Here is a 16027-nt window from a genome sequence, read left to right on the forward strand (position 1 = left end):
CCATGGACAAGCACACCGAGATGCAAGCCGTCGTCTGCCACGGCCCCAAAGACTACCGCCTGGAACGCATCGGCAAACCCAAGGCGCGCCCCAATGAACTGGTGATCCGCATTGCCGCCTGCGGCATCTGCGCCAGTGATTGCAAATGCCATTCCGGCGCGGCGATGTTCTGGGGCGGCGACAACCCGTGGGTCAAGGCGCCGGTGGTGCCGGGCCATGAGTTTTTCGGCTACGTGGAAGAAGTGGGCGAGGGCGCCGGCGAGCACTTTGAAGTGGCGGTGGGCGACAAGGTGATCGCCGAGCAGATCGTGCCGTGCGGCAAGTGCCGCTTCTGCAAGTCGGGCAAGTACTGGATGTGTGAAGTGCACAATATCTTCGGCTTCCAGCGTGAAGTCGCCGAAGGCGGCATGGCCCAGTACATGCGCATTCCCAAGACCGCCATCGTGCACAAGATTCCCGAGTCGGTGTCGCTGGAAGACTCGGCGCTGGTGGAGCCGATGGCGTGCTCAATCCACACCGTCAACCGTGGCGAAATCCAGCTCGACGACGTGGTGGTGATCGCCGGTGCCGGGACGCTGGGGCTGTGCATGGTCCAGGTGGCTGCGCTGAAAACCCCGAAAAAACTGGTGGTGATCGACATGGTCGACGAGCGTTTGGAACTGGCCAAGCAGTTTGGCGCCGACGTGGTGATCAACCCGTCCCGCGACAATGCCCGCGAGATCATCAACGGCCTCACCGATAACTATGGTTGCGACGTGTACATCGAAACCACGGGCGTGCCGGCGGGCGTGACCCAGGGGCTGGACCTGATCCGCAAGCTCGGGCGTTTTGTCGAGTTCAGTGTGTTTGGCGCCGAAACCAGCGTCGACTGGTCGATCATCGGCGACCGCAAGGAGCTGGATGTGCGCGGCGCGCACCTGGGCCCGTATTGCTACCCGATCGCTATCGACCTGTTCGAGCGTGGCCTGGTGACGTCCAAGGGCATCGTGACCCATGACTTCCCGCTGGATGATTTTGCCGAGGCCTTTGCGTTGGCCAACTCGACCAAATCGATCAAGGTGCTGTTGAAACCGGTGATTTGATCTATGAACTATGTAATGGGTGTCGATATAGGAACCCAGAGCACCAAGGCGCTGCTGGTGGATGGTCAAGGTACGATCATCGCCCAGCACAGCCAGGGGTATCGCGTCGATACCCCGAAAGTGCGCTGGGCCGAGCAATGGCCGCAGGTGTGGCTGGCGGCGGTCGAGGCGTGTGTGGCGCAGTGTATGGCCGCATCCGGCGTGGCGGCCGGGCAGGTCAAGGCGCTGTGCATCAGCAGCCTGTACGGCGGTTCGGGAATTGCCGTGGACGCGCAGATGACGCCGCTGCACCCGTGCCTGATCTGGATGGACCGCCGCGCCGGCGAGCAGGTGGCGTGGGTGCGTGAGCACCTGAACCTGGAGCGCTTGTTCGAAGTCACCGGCAACTCGGTGGACAGCTACTACGGTTTCACCAAGATGCTCTGGCTCAAGCAGCATCAGCCGCAGGTGTGGGCCGACACGCGCTACCTGCTACCGCCCAACAGCTATATCAACTGGTGCCTTACCGGCGAATTGGCGGTGGACCATAGCAGCGCCGGCAATATCGGTGGGGTTTACGACGTGAAAGCGCGCGGCTGGTCCGTCGAGATGCTCGATGCGCTGGGCATTCCACAGGCCATGATGCCCGAGCGGTTGGTGTACTCCGGTGACGTGGTGGGCGGTTTGCTCGAAAGCTGGGCCACGCGCCTGGGGTTACAGGCCGGTACGCCGATCCTGGCCGGCGGTGTGGATGCGGCGATGGCGACGCTGGCGGCGGGTGTTACGCAGCCGGGTAACCATGTGGCGATGATCGGCACCAGCATGTGCTGGGGGTATTTGAACCAGCACGTGGACGCACACCACGGCCTGGTGAGCATGCCTCACGTCTACAACGGCCATCGAGACCTGTACATCTTTGGCGGTGCGATCACCGCCGGGGCGTCGGTCAGCTGGTTTCGCGAACAGTTCTGTCAGGCCGAAGAACAGCAGGCCCAGGCCAGCGGCCAGGACAGCCTGGTGTTGCTGGAGCAGAGCGCCACCCAGGTTCCGGCGGGCAGCGAAGGTTTGTTGTTTTTGCCGTACCTGATGGGCGAACGCAGCCCGGTGTGGGATGACCGCGCCAGTGGCAGTTTCGTCGGGCTGAACCTGTATCACAGCCGTATTCACCTGTACCGCGCGGTGCTTGAAGGCGTGAGTTTTGCCCTGCGCCACAACATTGAAGCCGGTACCCAGGGCGCACATTCGCTGGACCCACGCCTGATCGTGGTGGGCGGCGCGAGCCATTCGGATTTGTGGATGCAGATTATTGCCGATGTTACGCGTTACCCGGTTTACACCATCGTGCAGGAGGTGGAAGCGGCCTTGGGCGCGGCGTTGCTGGCGGCGCATACGGTGGGGTTGGTGAGTGATGGCGAGATGGACAAAGGCTGGGTGCAGCTGGAACTGCGGGCGCAGCCCAAACGCGAAAATGTCATGACGTATGACCGGGCGTTTGCCGAGTACCTGAAGCTGTATCCCGCCCTCAAGCCGATCATGCACAACCTGCAAACCAACTGACCCAACACAGATCAAAAATGTGGGAGCTGGCTTGCCTGCGATAGCGGTGTATCAGTGCCATATGTGCTGACTGACCCACCGTCATCGCAGGCAAGCCAGCTCCCACAGGGATCTTCATTGTTTATCGAGAAGTGACCATGACCACCACCTTCAACTTCACCCGCCAGCGCATTCTCGTCACCGGCGCCAGCAGCGGCATCGGTCGCGAAATCGCTCAACAGCTGATTGCCGCCGGTGCCGAAGTCTTTGCCCTTGGCCGCGACGCGCAAGCCTTGGCACAGTTGGGCTGCAACAGTCTATGCCTAGACATCGCCGACAGCATCGCCCTGGATAAAGCCCTGGCCGACTTGCCGCCACTGCATGGCCTGGTCAACTGCGCCGGCATCTCACGCCTGGAACCCGCCGCCGCCATCAGTGCGGAGGCGTTCGATCAGGTCATGCAGGTCAACGCCCGCGCCGCCGCACAGGTCGCCAGCCGAGTGGCGGCAAAAATGATCGAAGCCAACATCCCCGGCAGCATCGTCAATGTCTCCAGCCAAGCCTCGCTGGTGGCGCTGGACGATCACCTCGGTTACTGCGCTTCAAAGGCTGCACTGGACGCGATCACCCGCGTGCAGTGCGCCGAGTGGGGGCGCTTTGGCATTCGTGTGAACAGCGTCAACCCCACGGTCACACTCACGCCCATGGCAACCAAGGCCTGGTCCGACCCCGCCAAACGCGACCCGGCGCTGGCGGCCATTCCGCTGGGGCGTTTCGCACAAACCGTGGAAGTCGCGCTGCCGGTGCTGTTCCTGCTCAGCGATGCCGCCAGCATGATCAGCGGCGTGAGCCTGCCGATCGATGGTGGCTACACCAGCCGCTAACCGTTTTCCAGCACGCCGGCGATCACCACTTTGTCCCGTGGCTTGTGCGGGTCCTGCAAGCGGTCAAGCAGCAGGCGTACCGCGCTGCTGCCGGCCAGTGAGGCGTCGTGGGCCACGCAGGCGATCGGCACGCCGAAGATATCGGCGAAGGGCAGGCGGTCGATGCCGCAAATGGTCAGGCTGTCGTGGGCGATGTTGTGCATGCGCAATGCACGCAGGGCGCCGAGGGTGATCAACTGGTTAAAGCCCATGATCGCATCGGGCGCCGAGTGCTCGGCCAGGTAGTCGAGAGTGTGCAGGTAAGACGGCATCAGCGTGTAGTCACCGGCCTGCACTTCGACGTGGATATGGGGGTGCTCAGCCAGCACTTCGCGCAGGCCCTTGAGGCGCTCCACGGTGATACGTGAATGCTCCGGGCCGGTCAGTACCAGCAGGCGCTTGAGCTCGGGTGTGTGGCGCAGCAGGTAGTGCGCGGCCTGGATGCCGCTGTGGTAGTTGTCGAGCACCACGCGGCTGAACGGGCTGTCGTGGAGCGTGCGGTCGAGCAACACCACCGGGGTTTTGCCGTTGCCCAGGCGCTCCAGATAGTCGGGCTGGTAGCTGGGCTCGTCGGATACCGGCGACAAGATGATGCCCGCGACGCGATAGCCCAGCAGGGTATCGACGGCCTTGCTTTCGAGTTCTTCCAGCTCATCGGTGTCCACCAGCATGATGGTGTAGCCGTGCTTTTTCGCCTCGCGGGAAATCGCCTTGATCATCTCACTGTAAAACGGGTTGTCGACGGAGGCGGTGATCACGCCGATGATCAGGCTTTCACTGCGCTTGAGCCCGCGTGCGAAGGCATTGGGCACGTAGTCCAGCTCACGCGCCACCTCGAGAATGCGCGCCAGGGTGGCGGGCTTGACCAGGTCGGGCTTGCTCAGTGCGCGGGACACCGTGATGGTGGTCATGCCCACCCGTTTGGCGATGTCGCTGATGGTGACGGACTTTTTCTTGTTCATCGGTAAGGCTGCGCTGGGAAACATCCGCAGGCTAGCATGCGCGCGGGCGTAGGGTGATTCAAATCAGCGGGTCCCAGCGTTGTGACCAGTCGCTTTCGGCCTTGACCACTTCGCGCAGCAGCCCCAGCGCCTGCTGCAATACCGCCGAATCCCGCGCCCGTGAGTAGACCAGATAGGTCGGGAAGCTGAATTCCGGCGCTTTCGGCACGCGCTGCATGACGCCGCTGTCCAGGTAGCTTTGCACCACCCGCGTGCGGAAGTACCCGGCGCCACCGTTCTCCAGGATGTACTGCAAGGCCAGCGGCCCGAGGTTGAAACTCAGCGCGGCGCGGGCCTTGTCGGGCAGCGCGGCGTCGTGTTGCTGGCGAAAGCCCTGGCCCCAGTCGATATACACGTAAGGGGCGGGATTGCTGGTTAACTGCACCAGGATCAGTTTTTCTTCCAGTACTTGTTCGACCTGCAGGCCTGGCCAGTATTGCGGCTGGAATACCAGCGCGGCATCGAGTACGCCCAGTTCCAGTTGGCGCAACAGGTATTCACCTTCACGCACTTCGGTGCGCAGCGCATGGCCGGGGATCTGTTCGCGCAAGGCCTTTGCCCAGCCGAGCATCAACGGGTTGCACAGGCTGACCTCGCCGCCGATATGCAGCACATTGCGGTAGCCATCGGGCAGCGGCAGGTCGCGCTTGGCGGCTTCCCAGGTTTGCAGCAGTTGGTTAGCGTACACCACAAACGCCTCGCCATCGGCGGTGAGCCTGGCGCCTGCGCGGTTGCGCACAAACAGCGTGCTGCCAAACTGGCTCTCCAGGCTTTTGACCCGTGCGGTGATGGCGGTCTGGGTGACGTGCAGTTTCTCGGCGGCCGCGGCCAGGCTGCCGCAGCGGGTGATTTCGAGGAAAGTGCGTGCCAGTTCGATGTCCATGAAGCCCCCGGGGATGAATGGGGGACAGTGTAATGGAATGTGCTCAAGGTGGTGGTTGGTGGTTGGTGTGTATATCCGTTGGCTTGGTAACGGCTACTTAGGGGGCCGCCCTGACGGCGGGTCACTTTTGGCAAACGCCCGGAATGCCGGCCCAGCCAAAAGTAACCAAAAGGTCTGTGCCCCACCACTTGGTGCCTCGCCTAGGCTCGGCATGCCCTCACTCCGGCTTGAATCCGTGGGCCGCCGCGATGGGCCATCCTTGGCCCAGCGCGGCTAACCCGGCGTCCTGCCGGGTTACCCTGACGGGGCGCCTCAGATCAAAAGCAGATCAAGATCAAAAGCAGAGCACGGCGGCCTGAAAGCCGACCTGAGTGGTTGAAGCAAGAGCCAGATCAAGTGCAAGGCAAAAGTCTATCTAGCTGATGCAACGCGGTCTAAATGTGGGAGCGGGCTTGCTCGCGAATGCGGTGTGTCAGTCAATTCATCTGTAACTGACCCACCGCATTCGCGAGCAAGCCCGCTCCCACAGTTGACCGCATGCAGTTTTGAATGTGAGGCCGGCTGCGGATTTGCATACACTGAAGAGCTGCTTTTCTGTGGGAGCTGGCTTGCCTGCGATGCAGACACCTTGGTACATCAGGCACACCGAGTTGATGCCATCGCAGGCAAGCCAGCTCCCACCTTTGACCGAGTATGGCTCTGCTGTTGCTGTTGCTGTTGCTCCAGCCCTTACATCCTTTTCGATGACGAAGTCAGCGGTCTTTTGATCTGCGCTTTTGATCTTGATCTGAAATCGCCCCGTCAAACACGATGGCCGGAATTCGACAGGGATTTGGGGGGTAAACCGGCAGGGATGCCGGTTTAGCCGCCCCGCGCCATGGATGGCGCGTGGCGGCGGCCCCCCAAATCACTGGCGGATTGCGGGCATGCCGAGCCATAGCGAGGCACCGAGTGTTGGGGCGAAGGCCTTTTGCTTACTTTTGGGCCTTTCCAAAAGTGAGCCGCCGTCAGGGCGGAACCCTAAGCCGCCGTTACCGCAGCAACGGATATGTACACCACCAACAAACCGCTACCGCAGGCAAGCCAGCTCCCACAGTTGATGATCGCATTTCAGCTCAAGGCAGGCCGAACCCTAGTGAATCCCGATGGACCAACTTTGCGTGGTCTGGTCTTCGTGCCGCTGCTCCAGGTCATCCTCATACTGACAACGCGGCCCCTTGCACTTGTACTCAAACGTCACCGGCGCCTGGGTCTGAACCGGAAACAGCGATTTGGCCGTCGCCGGCGCATCGTGTGGCACCGCCTCAAGCACAGGCGCTTCGTAGCTCAAGTCCAACGCTGTGGCATGGGCCATAACCGGCAGGACGGCGAGCACTGCACTCGCCAGAAAAGTCCTTGTAAATCGCATCTAAAACAATCCGCGCAACAAAAAATGAAGCGCGGATTATAAGCCGGATGCCACCGCACATGCACGGTTCAGAGCCCGCGCGGCGCCTCAAGGTGTTCGGTAGGGAAGGCTTTGGCATAGACCTGACACACCCTCAACACCTGCTCATCCGCAAACCGCGCACCCACCACATGCAAGCCCACCGGCAAGCCATTCGCCGCCAACCCGCAGGGCACCGAGGCCGCCGGTTGCTGCGTCAAATTGAACGGATAAGTAAACGGCGTCCACTCCATCCATTCTTTCATCGAAGAACCCGGCGGCACGTTGTGCCCAGCTTCAAACGCTGTAATCGGCATCATCGGCGAGACCAATATGTCGTAGTGCTCATGAAACGCCGCCATCCTCGCCACCAACGCCGCGCGTGCTTCAAGGGCGTCGTTGAAAGCGCCGAGGCTCAACTGCTGGCCGTGTTGGGCGATGCGCAGCAAACCGGGGTCCAGCCATTGTTTTTGCGCATCGCTCATGGAGGCGGTCAGGCGCGCCGCACCGGCCGCCCACAAGGTGCTGAACACCTCCAACGGGTCGCTGAAGCCTGGGTCGATCTGCTCGACATGAGCCCCCAGCTGAACCAGACCCTCAACCGCACGGGCAACCACTTTGGCCACCTGCGGATCCACATCCACATACCCGAACGTGGGGCTGTAGGCCACACGCAACCCCGTCAAATCCGTTGCGCCCGACAACCACGGCGTACTGCGCGGCGCCCCGATCAGGCCATCGCGCGCATCCGGTTGCGCCACGGTTTGCAGCATCAGCACGGTGTCTTCCACGGTGCGGGTCATCGGCCCCAGGTGCGACAAAATTGTCATGGAACTGGCCGGCCACTGCGGCACATAGCCGAAGGTCGGCTTGATGCCGAACGTACCGGTGAACGCACAGGGAATGCGTATTGAGCCACCGGCATCGCTGCCCTGGTGCAGCACGCCCAGGTTCAGCGCCGCCGCCGCACCGGCGCCACCCGACGAACCGCCCGCTGTGGTGCGCGTGTCCCACGGGTTGCGCGTGATGCCGTACAGCGGGTTATCGGTGACGCCTTTCCAGCCGAATTCCGGCGTGGTGGTTTTACCCAGCAACACCGCGCCGGCCTTGCGCATCAAGGCCGAGAAGGGCGCATCCACCTCCCACGGGCCTTCGGCAGAGGTGGTGCGCGAACCCTTACGCGTCGGCATGCCAATGGTCAGCGTCAGGTCTTTGATCGAGGCAGGCACGCCGTCCAGTGCGCCGCAGGGTTCACCTTTCAACCAGCGTTGTTCCGAGGCCCGCGCAGCGTTCAATGCGCCTTCAGGGTCTACGTGGCAATAGGCGTTCACCACCGGGTTATAGCGCTCGATCCGCAGCAGAGCGTCTTCAGTGACGTCTACCGGTGACAGGGTCTTGTCGCGAAAATGCTGCAGCAGTTGCACCGCCGTCAGTTGGCCAATCTCACTCATGCCACCTCTCCCTGTGCCGCGTTGACCATGGCGCGCAGCAACACCGCGCAGCCCGCTGCCAGGTCATCCGGCGCGGCGTTTTCGATTTCGTTATGGCTGATGCCACCTTCGCACGGCACAAAGATCATCCCGGCCGGGCCGAGTTCGGCGACAAAAATCGCGTCATGCCCGGCGCCGCTGACGATGTCCATATGGCTCAAGCCCAGCGCTTGGGCGCCATCACGCACCGCGTTGACGCAGGCGGGGTTGAAGTCCAGCGGCGGGAAGTCGGCGGTGGGTGTCAGTTCAAAGCTCAGGCCATGCCGGGCACAGGTGGCTTCGATCACGCCGCGCACTTCATCGACCATCGCTTGCAACTTGTCGGCATGCAGGTGGCGCAGGTCGAGGGTCATGTGTACCTGGCCGGGAATCACATTGCGCGAGCCGGGGTGCAGGTTCAGGCAACCAACCGTACCGCAGGCGTGCGGTTGCTGTTGATGGGCGATGCGGTTGACCGCGCTGACCACCTCGGCGGCGCCCACCAGGGCGTCCTTGCGCAGGTGCATGGGCGTCGGGCCGGCGTGGGCTTCGACGCCGGTAAGGGTCAGGTCGAACCATTTCTGGCCCAGGCAACCCATGACCACGCCGATGGTGGTGGCGCGGTCTTCCAGCACCGGGCCTTGCTCGATATGCGCCTCGAAATATGCGCCGACCGGGTGGCCAAGCACCGCGCGGGAGCCGGCGTAGCCGATGCGCTGCAATTCGGCGCCCACCGACAGGCCCTGGTCATCGAGTTTGTCGAGGGTGTCCTGCAAGTCGAACTTGCCGGCAAACACCCCGGAACCCATCATGCACGGCGGGAAGCGCGAGCCTTCTTCGTTGGTCCACACCACCACCTCAATGGGGGCTTGGGTCTGGATATTCAGGTCATTCAAGGTGCGAATCACTTCCAGCCCGGCCATCACGCCGTAGCAGCCATCGAACTTGCCGCCGGTGGGCTGCGTGTCGATATGGCTGCCGGTCATCACCGGGGGCAGGGCGGGATTGCGTCCGGCACGTCGCGCAAAGATATTGCCGATGGCGTCGACACTGACGCTGCACCCGGCAGCCTCGCACCATTGCACAAACAGGTCGCGGGCCTGGCGGTCGAGGTCGGTAAGGGCCAGGCGGCACACGCCGCCTTTGACCGTAGCGCCAAGCTGGGCCAGGTCCATCAACGATTGCCACAAGCGGTCGCGGTTGATCAGCGGGGCATTGCTCTTGAGCGGTTGCGCAAAACTATTCATGTGCAAATCTCCGGTCAGGCACTCAGGGCCAGGTAGCGGTTCTTGATGGTCGGGTCGGCGCGGAAGTCAGCGGCGCTGCCCTCGTACACCACGCGGCCCTGTTCGAGCACGTAATGGCGGTCGGCAAGCTTGTCGCAGACCATCAGGTTCTGTTCCACCAGCAACACCGGCAGGCCGTCGTCCTTGACCTTGCGCAGGATCTTCACCAGCTCGTCGACGATCACCGGCGCCAGGCCTTCGGTGGGCTCGTCGAGGATCAGCAGCTTGGGGTCGTTGAGCAGCGCACGGGCGATGGCGAGCATCTGTTGCTCGCCGCCAGACAGCGCGTGGCCGGCGTTTTTACGCCGCTCCTTGAGGCGCGGGAACATGCCGTACACGTCTTCAAGCTGCCAGCGGCTGGTCTTGCGCACGGCGATACGCAGGTTTTCCTCGACGGTCAGCAGGCGGAAAATCCCGCGGTTCTCCGGCACCAGCGCCAAACCCTGACGGGCGATTTCAAAGATCTTCTGGCCCACCAGCGCCTGGCCGTTGAAGTGAATCTGGCCCTGGCGCGGGCAGATAATCCCGAGGATGCTGCGCAGCGTGGTGGTCTTGCCCGCGCCATTGCGGCCGAGCAGCGTCACCAGTTCACCGGGATTGACCGTGAGCGACACGCCTTCGAGCACATGGCTCTTGTCATAGTAGGAATGGATATTCTCGACAATCAGCATCAGGCAGCCTCCCCAAGATAAGCCGTACGCACACGCTCATCGGCACGCACGAATTCCGGCGTGCCTTCCACCAGGATCTGCCCGTGACTCATCACGGTGATGCGTTGGCTGATGGACATGACAATGCTCATGTTGTGTTCGATCAACAGCACCGTGTGGTCGCGGCCAAGGTCGCTGATCAACTGGGTCATGATCGGAATGTCATCGATGCCCATGCCCGAAGTGGGTTCGTCGAGCATCAGCAGTTTGGGTTTGGAGCAGATCGACATACCGACCTCCAGCACCCGTTGCTGGCCGTGGGACAACTCGCCCGCCAGGGTGTCGGCGCGACGGGTGAGTTGCAGGCGCTCCAACACTTGATCGGCCATCTCCAGATGCTCACGCTTGCTGTCGACGCGGCGCCAGAAGTTCAGCGCCCGCGCGCCGTCGCGGCCTTGGGCGGCCAGGCGCAGGTTTTCGCGCACGCTGAGGTTCTGGAACAGGCTGGTGAGCTGGAACGAGCGCGCCATGCCCAGGCCGACGCGGCCGTGATCCGGTTTGCGCATCAGGTTCTTGCCGTCAAAATGAATCGCCCCGGCGGTGGCCTGGCGCTCGCCGGTGAGGCAGTGAAACAGGCTGGTCTTGCCCGCACCGTTGGGGCCAATGATGGTGTGAATGGTGCCGGCTTCGACCTTGAGGTTGACGCCGTTGACCGCATGGAACGCGCCATAGGCCAGTTCCAGGTCTTTGGTTTCCAGCAGGATGCTCATAGCCCTTCCTCCTTGGCGACGACGGCGCTCTTGCGGCTGCCGCGTACCCGTTCGAACAACGACGCGAGGCCGCCCCACAAACCACCGCGCATAAAGATCACCACGAAGATCAGGATCAAGCCGAGCAACATCAGCCAGCGCGGCCACAGATCGGAGAGGAAGTCCCCCAACAGCACGATGGAACCTGCGCCCAGCAATGAGCCGAACAGCGAGCCGGTGCCGCCGACGATGGTCATGATCAGAATGTTCTCGGACATCGCCAGGTCGATGTTCGACAGCGGCACAAAGTGCAGCAGCATCGCGTACAGCGCCCCGGCGATGCCGGTGACCGCGCCGGACAGCACAAACACCAGGATCTTGAAATGCCGCGTGTCATAGCCGATGGCCGAGGCGCGGGTTTCGTTTTCGCGGATCGCCATCAAGGTGCTGCCGAACGGCGAGGCGATCACCCGGCGCGCGCCGATAAAGATCAGCAGGAACAGCACCGCGACAAAGCCATAGAACACTCGGGCGTCGGCCAGCGACAGCAGCACGGTGTCACCGATACGGATCTCCGGGCGCGGCACGCTGAGCAGGCCGTTGTCGCCACCGGTCCAGTCGCTCAAGGTGTAGGCGACAAAGTAGGCCATCTGGCTGAACGCCAACGTGAGCATCACGAAGTAAATGCCGGTGCGCCGGATCGCCAGCGCACCGACCAGAAACGCCAGGAAACCGCCGGCAAGGGCGGCGCCGAGCAATGCGCTGAACAAGCCCAGTTGCAAGTGAATCATCAGCAGCGCCGCGCAATACGCACCGGCCCCAAAGAAGATGCCTTGGCCGAACGACAACAGCCCGGTGTAGCCCAGCAACAGGTTGCAGGCCAGCGCGGCGAGGGCAAAGATCAGGATCTCGGTGGCCAGGGTTGCCGAGGGCAGAATCAACGGCAAGCCGATCAGCACCGCCAGCACCCACAGCAACATGGCCTTGGATTGGGTCTTGGCAAACGGCAGGGGGTTTTTCTCGCTCATGTCAGGCTCTCCCGAACAGGCCGTAAGGGCGTACCAGAATCACCACGGCCATTGCGCCGTAGATCATCAGGCTCGCGCCTTGGGGCCAGAGTGTGGTCATCAGGCTTTGCACCACGCCCACCAGTAAACCGCCGACCAGCGCACCGCTGAACGAGCCCATGCCGCCGATCACCACCACCACGAAGGCCACGCCGAGGATCTCCGGGCCGACAAAGGGTTGCGCGCCGCGCAAGGGCGCAAACAGCACACCCGCAACACCGGCCAGGGCCACGCCGAGGGCAAAGGTCATGGAAAACAGACGGAAGATATTGGTGCCCAGCAGCGACACGGTTTCGGTGCTTTCACTGCCGGCGCGTACCAGGGCGCCGAAGCGCGTGCGCTCCAGCAGCAGCCACAAGGCCAGGCCGATCAGCGCGGAAAACACGATGAGGAACAGGCGGTAGTAGGGGTAGACGAAGTCACCCACCACCAGCACCCCGCGCAGCAGTTCCGGCACGGCGACGCTTTTGCCCACCGGGCCCCAGATCATCACACTGGCTTCCTGGATGATCAGCGCGATCCCCAGGGTTACCAGGATCTGGAACATGTGCGGCAAGTGGTAAATCCGCTGGATCAATAGTCGCTCGATCACCCACGCCAGCGCGGCCACCACCAGCGGTGCAATGAGCAGCGCCAGCCAGAAGTTGCCGGTGAGGCTCACGGCGGTGTAGCAGATATACGCACCCAGCAGAAAGAATGCGCCGTGGGCGAAGTTGACGAAGTTGAGCAGGCCGAAAATGATCGTCAACCCGACCGCAATCAGGAAGTAGATCATCCCCAACCCTAGGCCGTTGAGGATCTGGAACAGGTAAAGATTAAGCATGCAGAAACCCTCGGCAGGCAGCCGCTCGCGCGGCCCTGCGCTAAGCAATTCAGAGGATCAGGCGAGCGTGCAGCCCGTCGCCTCGACCGGCGGGAACGATTGCCCGGCGCTGAGCACCTTGGCCAGGTCGTCCTTGTCGGCCATGTCGCCGGCGGCTTTGCCGATCAGCAGGTAGTAATCCTTGATCACCTGATGGTCTCCGGCGCGGATTGACTCCTTGCCGGTCGGGCCTTCGTAGCTCAAGCCTTGCAGGGCTTTGGCCACGGTCGGGCCGTCGAAGTTGCCGGTGCTGATGATGGTTTCCAGCATGACTTTGGTGCTGATGTAATCAGCCGCCAGCGGGTAGGTGGGGTTGATGCCGTATTTGGCCTGGGTGAGCTTGACCAGTTCACGGTTGAGCGGGGTGTCGACCTGGTGCCAATACTGGGCGCCGAGGTACACGCCTTCGAGCACGTCGCTGCCCAGTTCCTGGAACTGGTCGAGCCCGGCGGACCATACCAGCAGCACTTTCATGCGCTCCTTGATCCCGAAGTTCACCGCCTGGCGCAGGGTGTTGGACGACTGGCTGCCGAAGTTGAGCAGCACCAGTACATCGGGCCTGGCGGCGATGGCGTTGGTCAGGTAGCCGGAGAATTCCTGTTCCTGCAGCGAGTGGTAGCTGTTGCCAACATGTTCCAGGCCATTGTCCTTGAGCACGGTTTTTGCGCCTTCGAGCAAGGCTTCGCCAAACACGTATTGCGGCGTAATGGTGTACCAGCGCTTGGCGTCGGGCAGCAGCTTGATCAGCGGCAACATCGTTTCGCGGATCGCGCCGTAGGTGGGCACCGACCAGCGGAAGGTCGCCTTGTTGCAGTCTTTGCCGGTGACTTCATCGGCGCCTACCGGGGTCATGAACACGCCGCCGACCTTGTCGACTTCCTTGGCCACCGCCAGCGCCGAGGACGACAGCGTGCAGCCCTGGAAGAACCGTGCGCCGTCCTGCTGGATCGCCTCCTGGACCTTGCGCACGGCTTTGCCGGCATTGCCTTCGGTGTCGATGACCTTGTAGTTGAGCGGGCGACCGAGAATCTCGGGGTGCTGTTCCACCGCCAGGCGCGAACCCATGTCGGCAAACTTGCCATAGCTGGCAAACGCGCCGGACATGGACTTGAGGCCGTAAAAGGTAAAAGGCTCGGCGGCGAATGCAGAGCGCACACTCAGCGGAAGGCTGAGCGCGGCGGCGGCGGTAAGACTGGCTTTCAACAACGTACGACGCTGCATGGGGTGACTCCCTGGTTTAGTTATTGGCAGGAGCGGCAAGGGCGATACGGTGGAGCAAGGGCCTGTGGGCAGGCCTGTTATTGAATTGGGTGAAACGGTCTAGCGGTTGAAACTGGGTCAAAATGTGGGAGCTGGCTTGCCTGCGATGGCATCAGCCAGGTTCAACTGATACACCGAGGTGTCTGCATCGCAGGCAAGCCAGCTCCCACATGGAATGGGTGTGCAGTTTGGGATCCTGGGTGTTCTTAAGAGTGATCAAACTCCAGCAAAAAGTGCGGGCTGACCTCGCCTTCCAGCGCCGTCATGTGGTGTTCGGCGTCGCACATATGTTCATGCATCAGGTTACGCACGGCAGTTTCATCCCCGGCGCGAAAGGCCAGCAGCAACTGCTTGTGATAGTCCAGGTTGGCCGCGTCAAACTGTTTGCGCTTGGGCTTGTAGGCTTTTTTCAGCACCACCAGGTCGCGCAGCAGGTCGTTGAGAAACTGCGCCATAAAACTCAGCAGCGGGTTGGGGCAGGCCTTGGCCAGCAGGTTGTGAAACTCCAACTCGGCCAGGCGCTGTTCGCGTTGGCCGGCTTCGCTGTCTTCGGGGGCGCTGCAAAAATCCACGTTGTCTTGCAGGGCTTGATAGTCGTCTTCGCTCAAGCGCCCCAGCACCGACACTGCCAGTTCTACCTCGATGACCTTGCGCAGTTGGTACACCTGCTCGCCATCCAGGTGCTGGAAGTGCAGGTAGTTACGCAACGCGCGGCTGGCCGGTTCTGTGCCGGCCTGGTTCAGGTACGCGCCACCACTGGGGCCGGTGCGTGTGCTCACCAAGCCTTCCACCTCCAGGGCCTTGAGCGCTTCACGGGCCGAGCCTTTGGAGCACTGGAAACTTTCCATCAACTCGCGCTCGGTAGGCAGGCGGTCGCCGGGCTTGAGCGCATCGGTGACGATCGAGCGTTTGACCGACTCGACAATCACATCGGAAAGCTTCTGGCGTTTGCGTCGTAGCGGGCGGCTGAGCATGCTGTTCTATTGATCCTATTAATGCGGATTAATAGCACTTAATAACGATTGAGCCGGAGCGTCAACGCGAGGTGTCGTTTTCGGCCTGAAGTGGTCGCAAATGCGCGGGTTATTCCCAGCTGCCGAGGTCGAGGCAGCGTGTGGAAGCAGGCGGCTGTTTGCCGAATACGAGAAAATCGCCGACCCAGCGGTTGATGCACCCGGCGCCGGTGCCAGGGCGGGCCGGCTCCTTGAGCAGCAATTGCTCGATGCCGGCGGCGACCGGCTCGGCCTGCTCGGCATTGACCAGCACCATGCGTGCGACGCGCTCGGGAAACAGCGCGGCATAACGACTGCCAAGGCGGGTGGCCTGGGCGTTGCCGAGGTAATTGAGTTGGGCCTCGCCGAGTTGGGCGCGCACATACTCCATGTCGCGCGCCGCTTGCTCAACGCCATTGGCCTGGCTCAGGTCACGGGGGCTCAGTTCGATCACGTCATAGCGGTTGGTCAGGGTGCGATAGGCCTGGGTTGAATAGGACTCCCAGCGGCTGGTCAGGTGCAGGGCGAAGGTTGCGCCCTGGCTGTTTGGCGGCTCGCCGCCCTGGATAAACACAACACCTTCACGGCTGAGCGGCTGGCGGGCGCCCACGCGGGTCAGGGCCAGGCGCACGCTGCCGCGTTTGGGCGCGGCATGATCGCGTGGCACGCTCACACTGGCGCATTGGGTGCGTTCCAGCACCTCGGGGTCTGGCCGCTCCTGGGCGGGGAAGGGGCAATCCAGCAGCCAGTCGATCGCGGTGGGCGCGATCAGCGGCTCGGCCAACGCCTGGCTCGCGACCAGCCAGAGGCCGATACACGCCAGGTTTTTTACCAGAACGCTGGGTTTCATCAAGAGGGTCCG

General features: G+C 62.4%; 15 protein-coding genes. 3 read left to right on the plus strand and 12 right to left on the minus strand.

Annotated elements, in window-relative coordinates:
- Nucleotides 1–2: 2 nt before the first annotated feature.
- The 3 genes from ASE80_RS25360 (at nucleotide 3) to ASE80_RS25370 (ending at nucleotide 3481) form a co-directional block, all read left to right on the plus strand.
- Nucleotides 3–1082, plus strand: a complete 1080-nt coding sequence (locus ASE80_RS25360) for an alcohol dehydrogenase catalytic domain-containing protein (protein WP_056861332.1) — start codon at nucleotides 3–5, stop codon at nucleotides 1080–1082.
- Nucleotides 1083–1085: 3 nt separating this feature from the next.
- Nucleotides 1086–2618 carry an FGGY-family carbohydrate kinase gene (locus ASE80_RS25365; protein ID WP_056861333.1) on the plus strand — a complete coding sequence of 511 codons (1533 nt, stop codon included), beginning with the start codon at nucleotides 1086–1088 and terminating at the stop codon, nucleotides 2616–2618.
- 137 nt (nucleotides 2619–2755) lie between these two features.
- Entirely contained in the window at nucleotides 2756–3481 is a 726-nt protein-coding gene (locus tag ASE80_RS25370; protein ID WP_056861334.1) for an SDR family oxidoreductase, read from the plus strand.
- Here ASE80_RS25370 and ASE80_RS25375 read toward each other — a convergent pair.
- The 12 genes from ASE80_RS25375 to ASE80_RS25430 all read right to left on the minus strand — a co-directional run bounded on the left by ASE80_RS25375 (nucleotide 3478) and on the right by ASE80_RS25430 (nucleotide 16015).
- Nucleotides 3478–4482: a LacI family DNA-binding transcriptional regulator gene (locus tag ASE80_RS25375; protein WP_056861335.1), complete on the minus strand. Its 1005-nt coding sequence runs from the start codon at nucleotides 4480–4482 to the stop codon at nucleotides 3478–3480. The genes ASE80_RS25370 and ASE80_RS25375 overlap by 4 nt on opposite strands.
- A 58-nt stretch (nucleotides 4483–4540) precedes the next feature.
- On the minus strand, nucleotides 4541–5404 hold the full coding sequence (locus ASE80_RS25380) for a LysR family transcriptional regulator (protein WP_056861336.1): 864 nt from the start codon (nucleotides 5402–5404) through the stop codon (nucleotides 4541–4543).
- 1132 nt (nucleotides 5405–6536) lie between these two features.
- Nucleotides 6537–6779: a hypothetical protein gene (locus ASE80_RS25385; RefSeq protein WP_177336540.1), complete on the minus strand. Its 243-nt coding sequence runs from the start codon at nucleotides 6777–6779 to the stop codon at nucleotides 6537–6539.
- 101 nt (nucleotides 6780–6880) lie between these two features.
- Nucleotides 6881–8281 (minus strand): amidase, encoded by a 1401-nt coding sequence (locus ASE80_RS25390; protein ID WP_056861337.1) that lies wholly within the window; start codon nucleotides 8279–8281, stop codon nucleotides 6881–6883.
- Nucleotides 8278–9546 (minus strand): Zn-dependent hydrolase, encoded by a 1269-nt coding sequence (locus ASE80_RS25395; protein WP_056861338.1) that lies wholly within the window; start codon nucleotides 9544–9546, stop codon nucleotides 8278–8280. The genes ASE80_RS25390 and ASE80_RS25395 overlap by 4 nt, the downstream gene beginning before the upstream one ends.
- 14 nt (nucleotides 9547–9560) lie before the next feature.
- On the minus strand, nucleotides 9561–10256 hold the full coding sequence (locus tag ASE80_RS25400; RefSeq protein ID WP_017136278.1) for an ABC transporter ATP-binding protein: 696 nt from the start codon (nucleotides 10254–10256) through the stop codon (nucleotides 9561–9563).
- Nucleotides 10256–11005, minus strand: coding sequence for an ABC transporter ATP-binding protein (locus ASE80_RS25405; RefSeq protein ID WP_056861339.1), 750 nt, complete (start codon nucleotides 11003–11005; stop codon nucleotides 10256–10258). Before ASE80_RS25405 ends, ASE80_RS25400 begins: the two co-directional genes overlap by 1 nt.
- A complete protein-coding gene (locus ASE80_RS25410) occupies nucleotides 11002–12012 on the minus strand; it encodes a branched-chain amino acid ABC transporter permease (protein WP_056861340.1) in 1011 nt (336 codons plus the stop codon). The genes ASE80_RS25405 and ASE80_RS25410 overlap by 4 nt, the downstream gene beginning before the upstream one ends.
- Before the next feature lies 1 nt (nucleotide 12013).
- Complete coding sequence (locus ASE80_RS25415; protein ID WP_056861341.1) at nucleotides 12014–12874, minus strand: branched-chain amino acid ABC transporter permease; 861 nt, start codon at nucleotides 12872–12874, stop codon at nucleotides 12014–12016.
- A gap of 57 nt (nucleotides 12875–12931) precedes the next feature.
- Nucleotides 12932–14134, minus strand: a complete 1203-nt coding sequence (locus tag ASE80_RS25420) for an ABC transporter substrate-binding protein (RefSeq protein ID WP_056861342.1) — start codon at nucleotides 14132–14134, stop codon at nucleotides 12932–12934.
- A 245-nt stretch (nucleotides 14135–14379) separates the two neighbouring features.
- Complete coding sequence (locus ASE80_RS25425; RefSeq protein ID WP_017136273.1) at nucleotides 14380–15147, minus strand: FadR/GntR family transcriptional regulator; 768 nt, start codon at nucleotides 15145–15147, stop codon at nucleotides 14380–14382.
- A 109-nt stretch (nucleotides 15148–15256) separates the two neighbouring features.
- Nucleotides 15257–16015 carry an alpha/beta fold hydrolase gene (locus ASE80_RS25430; RefSeq protein WP_056861343.1) on the minus strand — a complete coding sequence of 253 codons (759 nt, stop codon included), beginning with the start codon at nucleotides 16013–16015 and terminating at the stop codon, nucleotides 15257–15259.
- Nucleotides 16016–16027: the final 12 nt, after the last annotated feature.

It is taken from the genome of Pseudomonas sp. Leaf15 (assembly GCF_001421425.1).
Lineage (GTDB): Bacteria > Pseudomonadota > Gammaproteobacteria > Pseudomonadales > Pseudomonadaceae > Aquipseudomonas > Aquipseudomonas salomonii.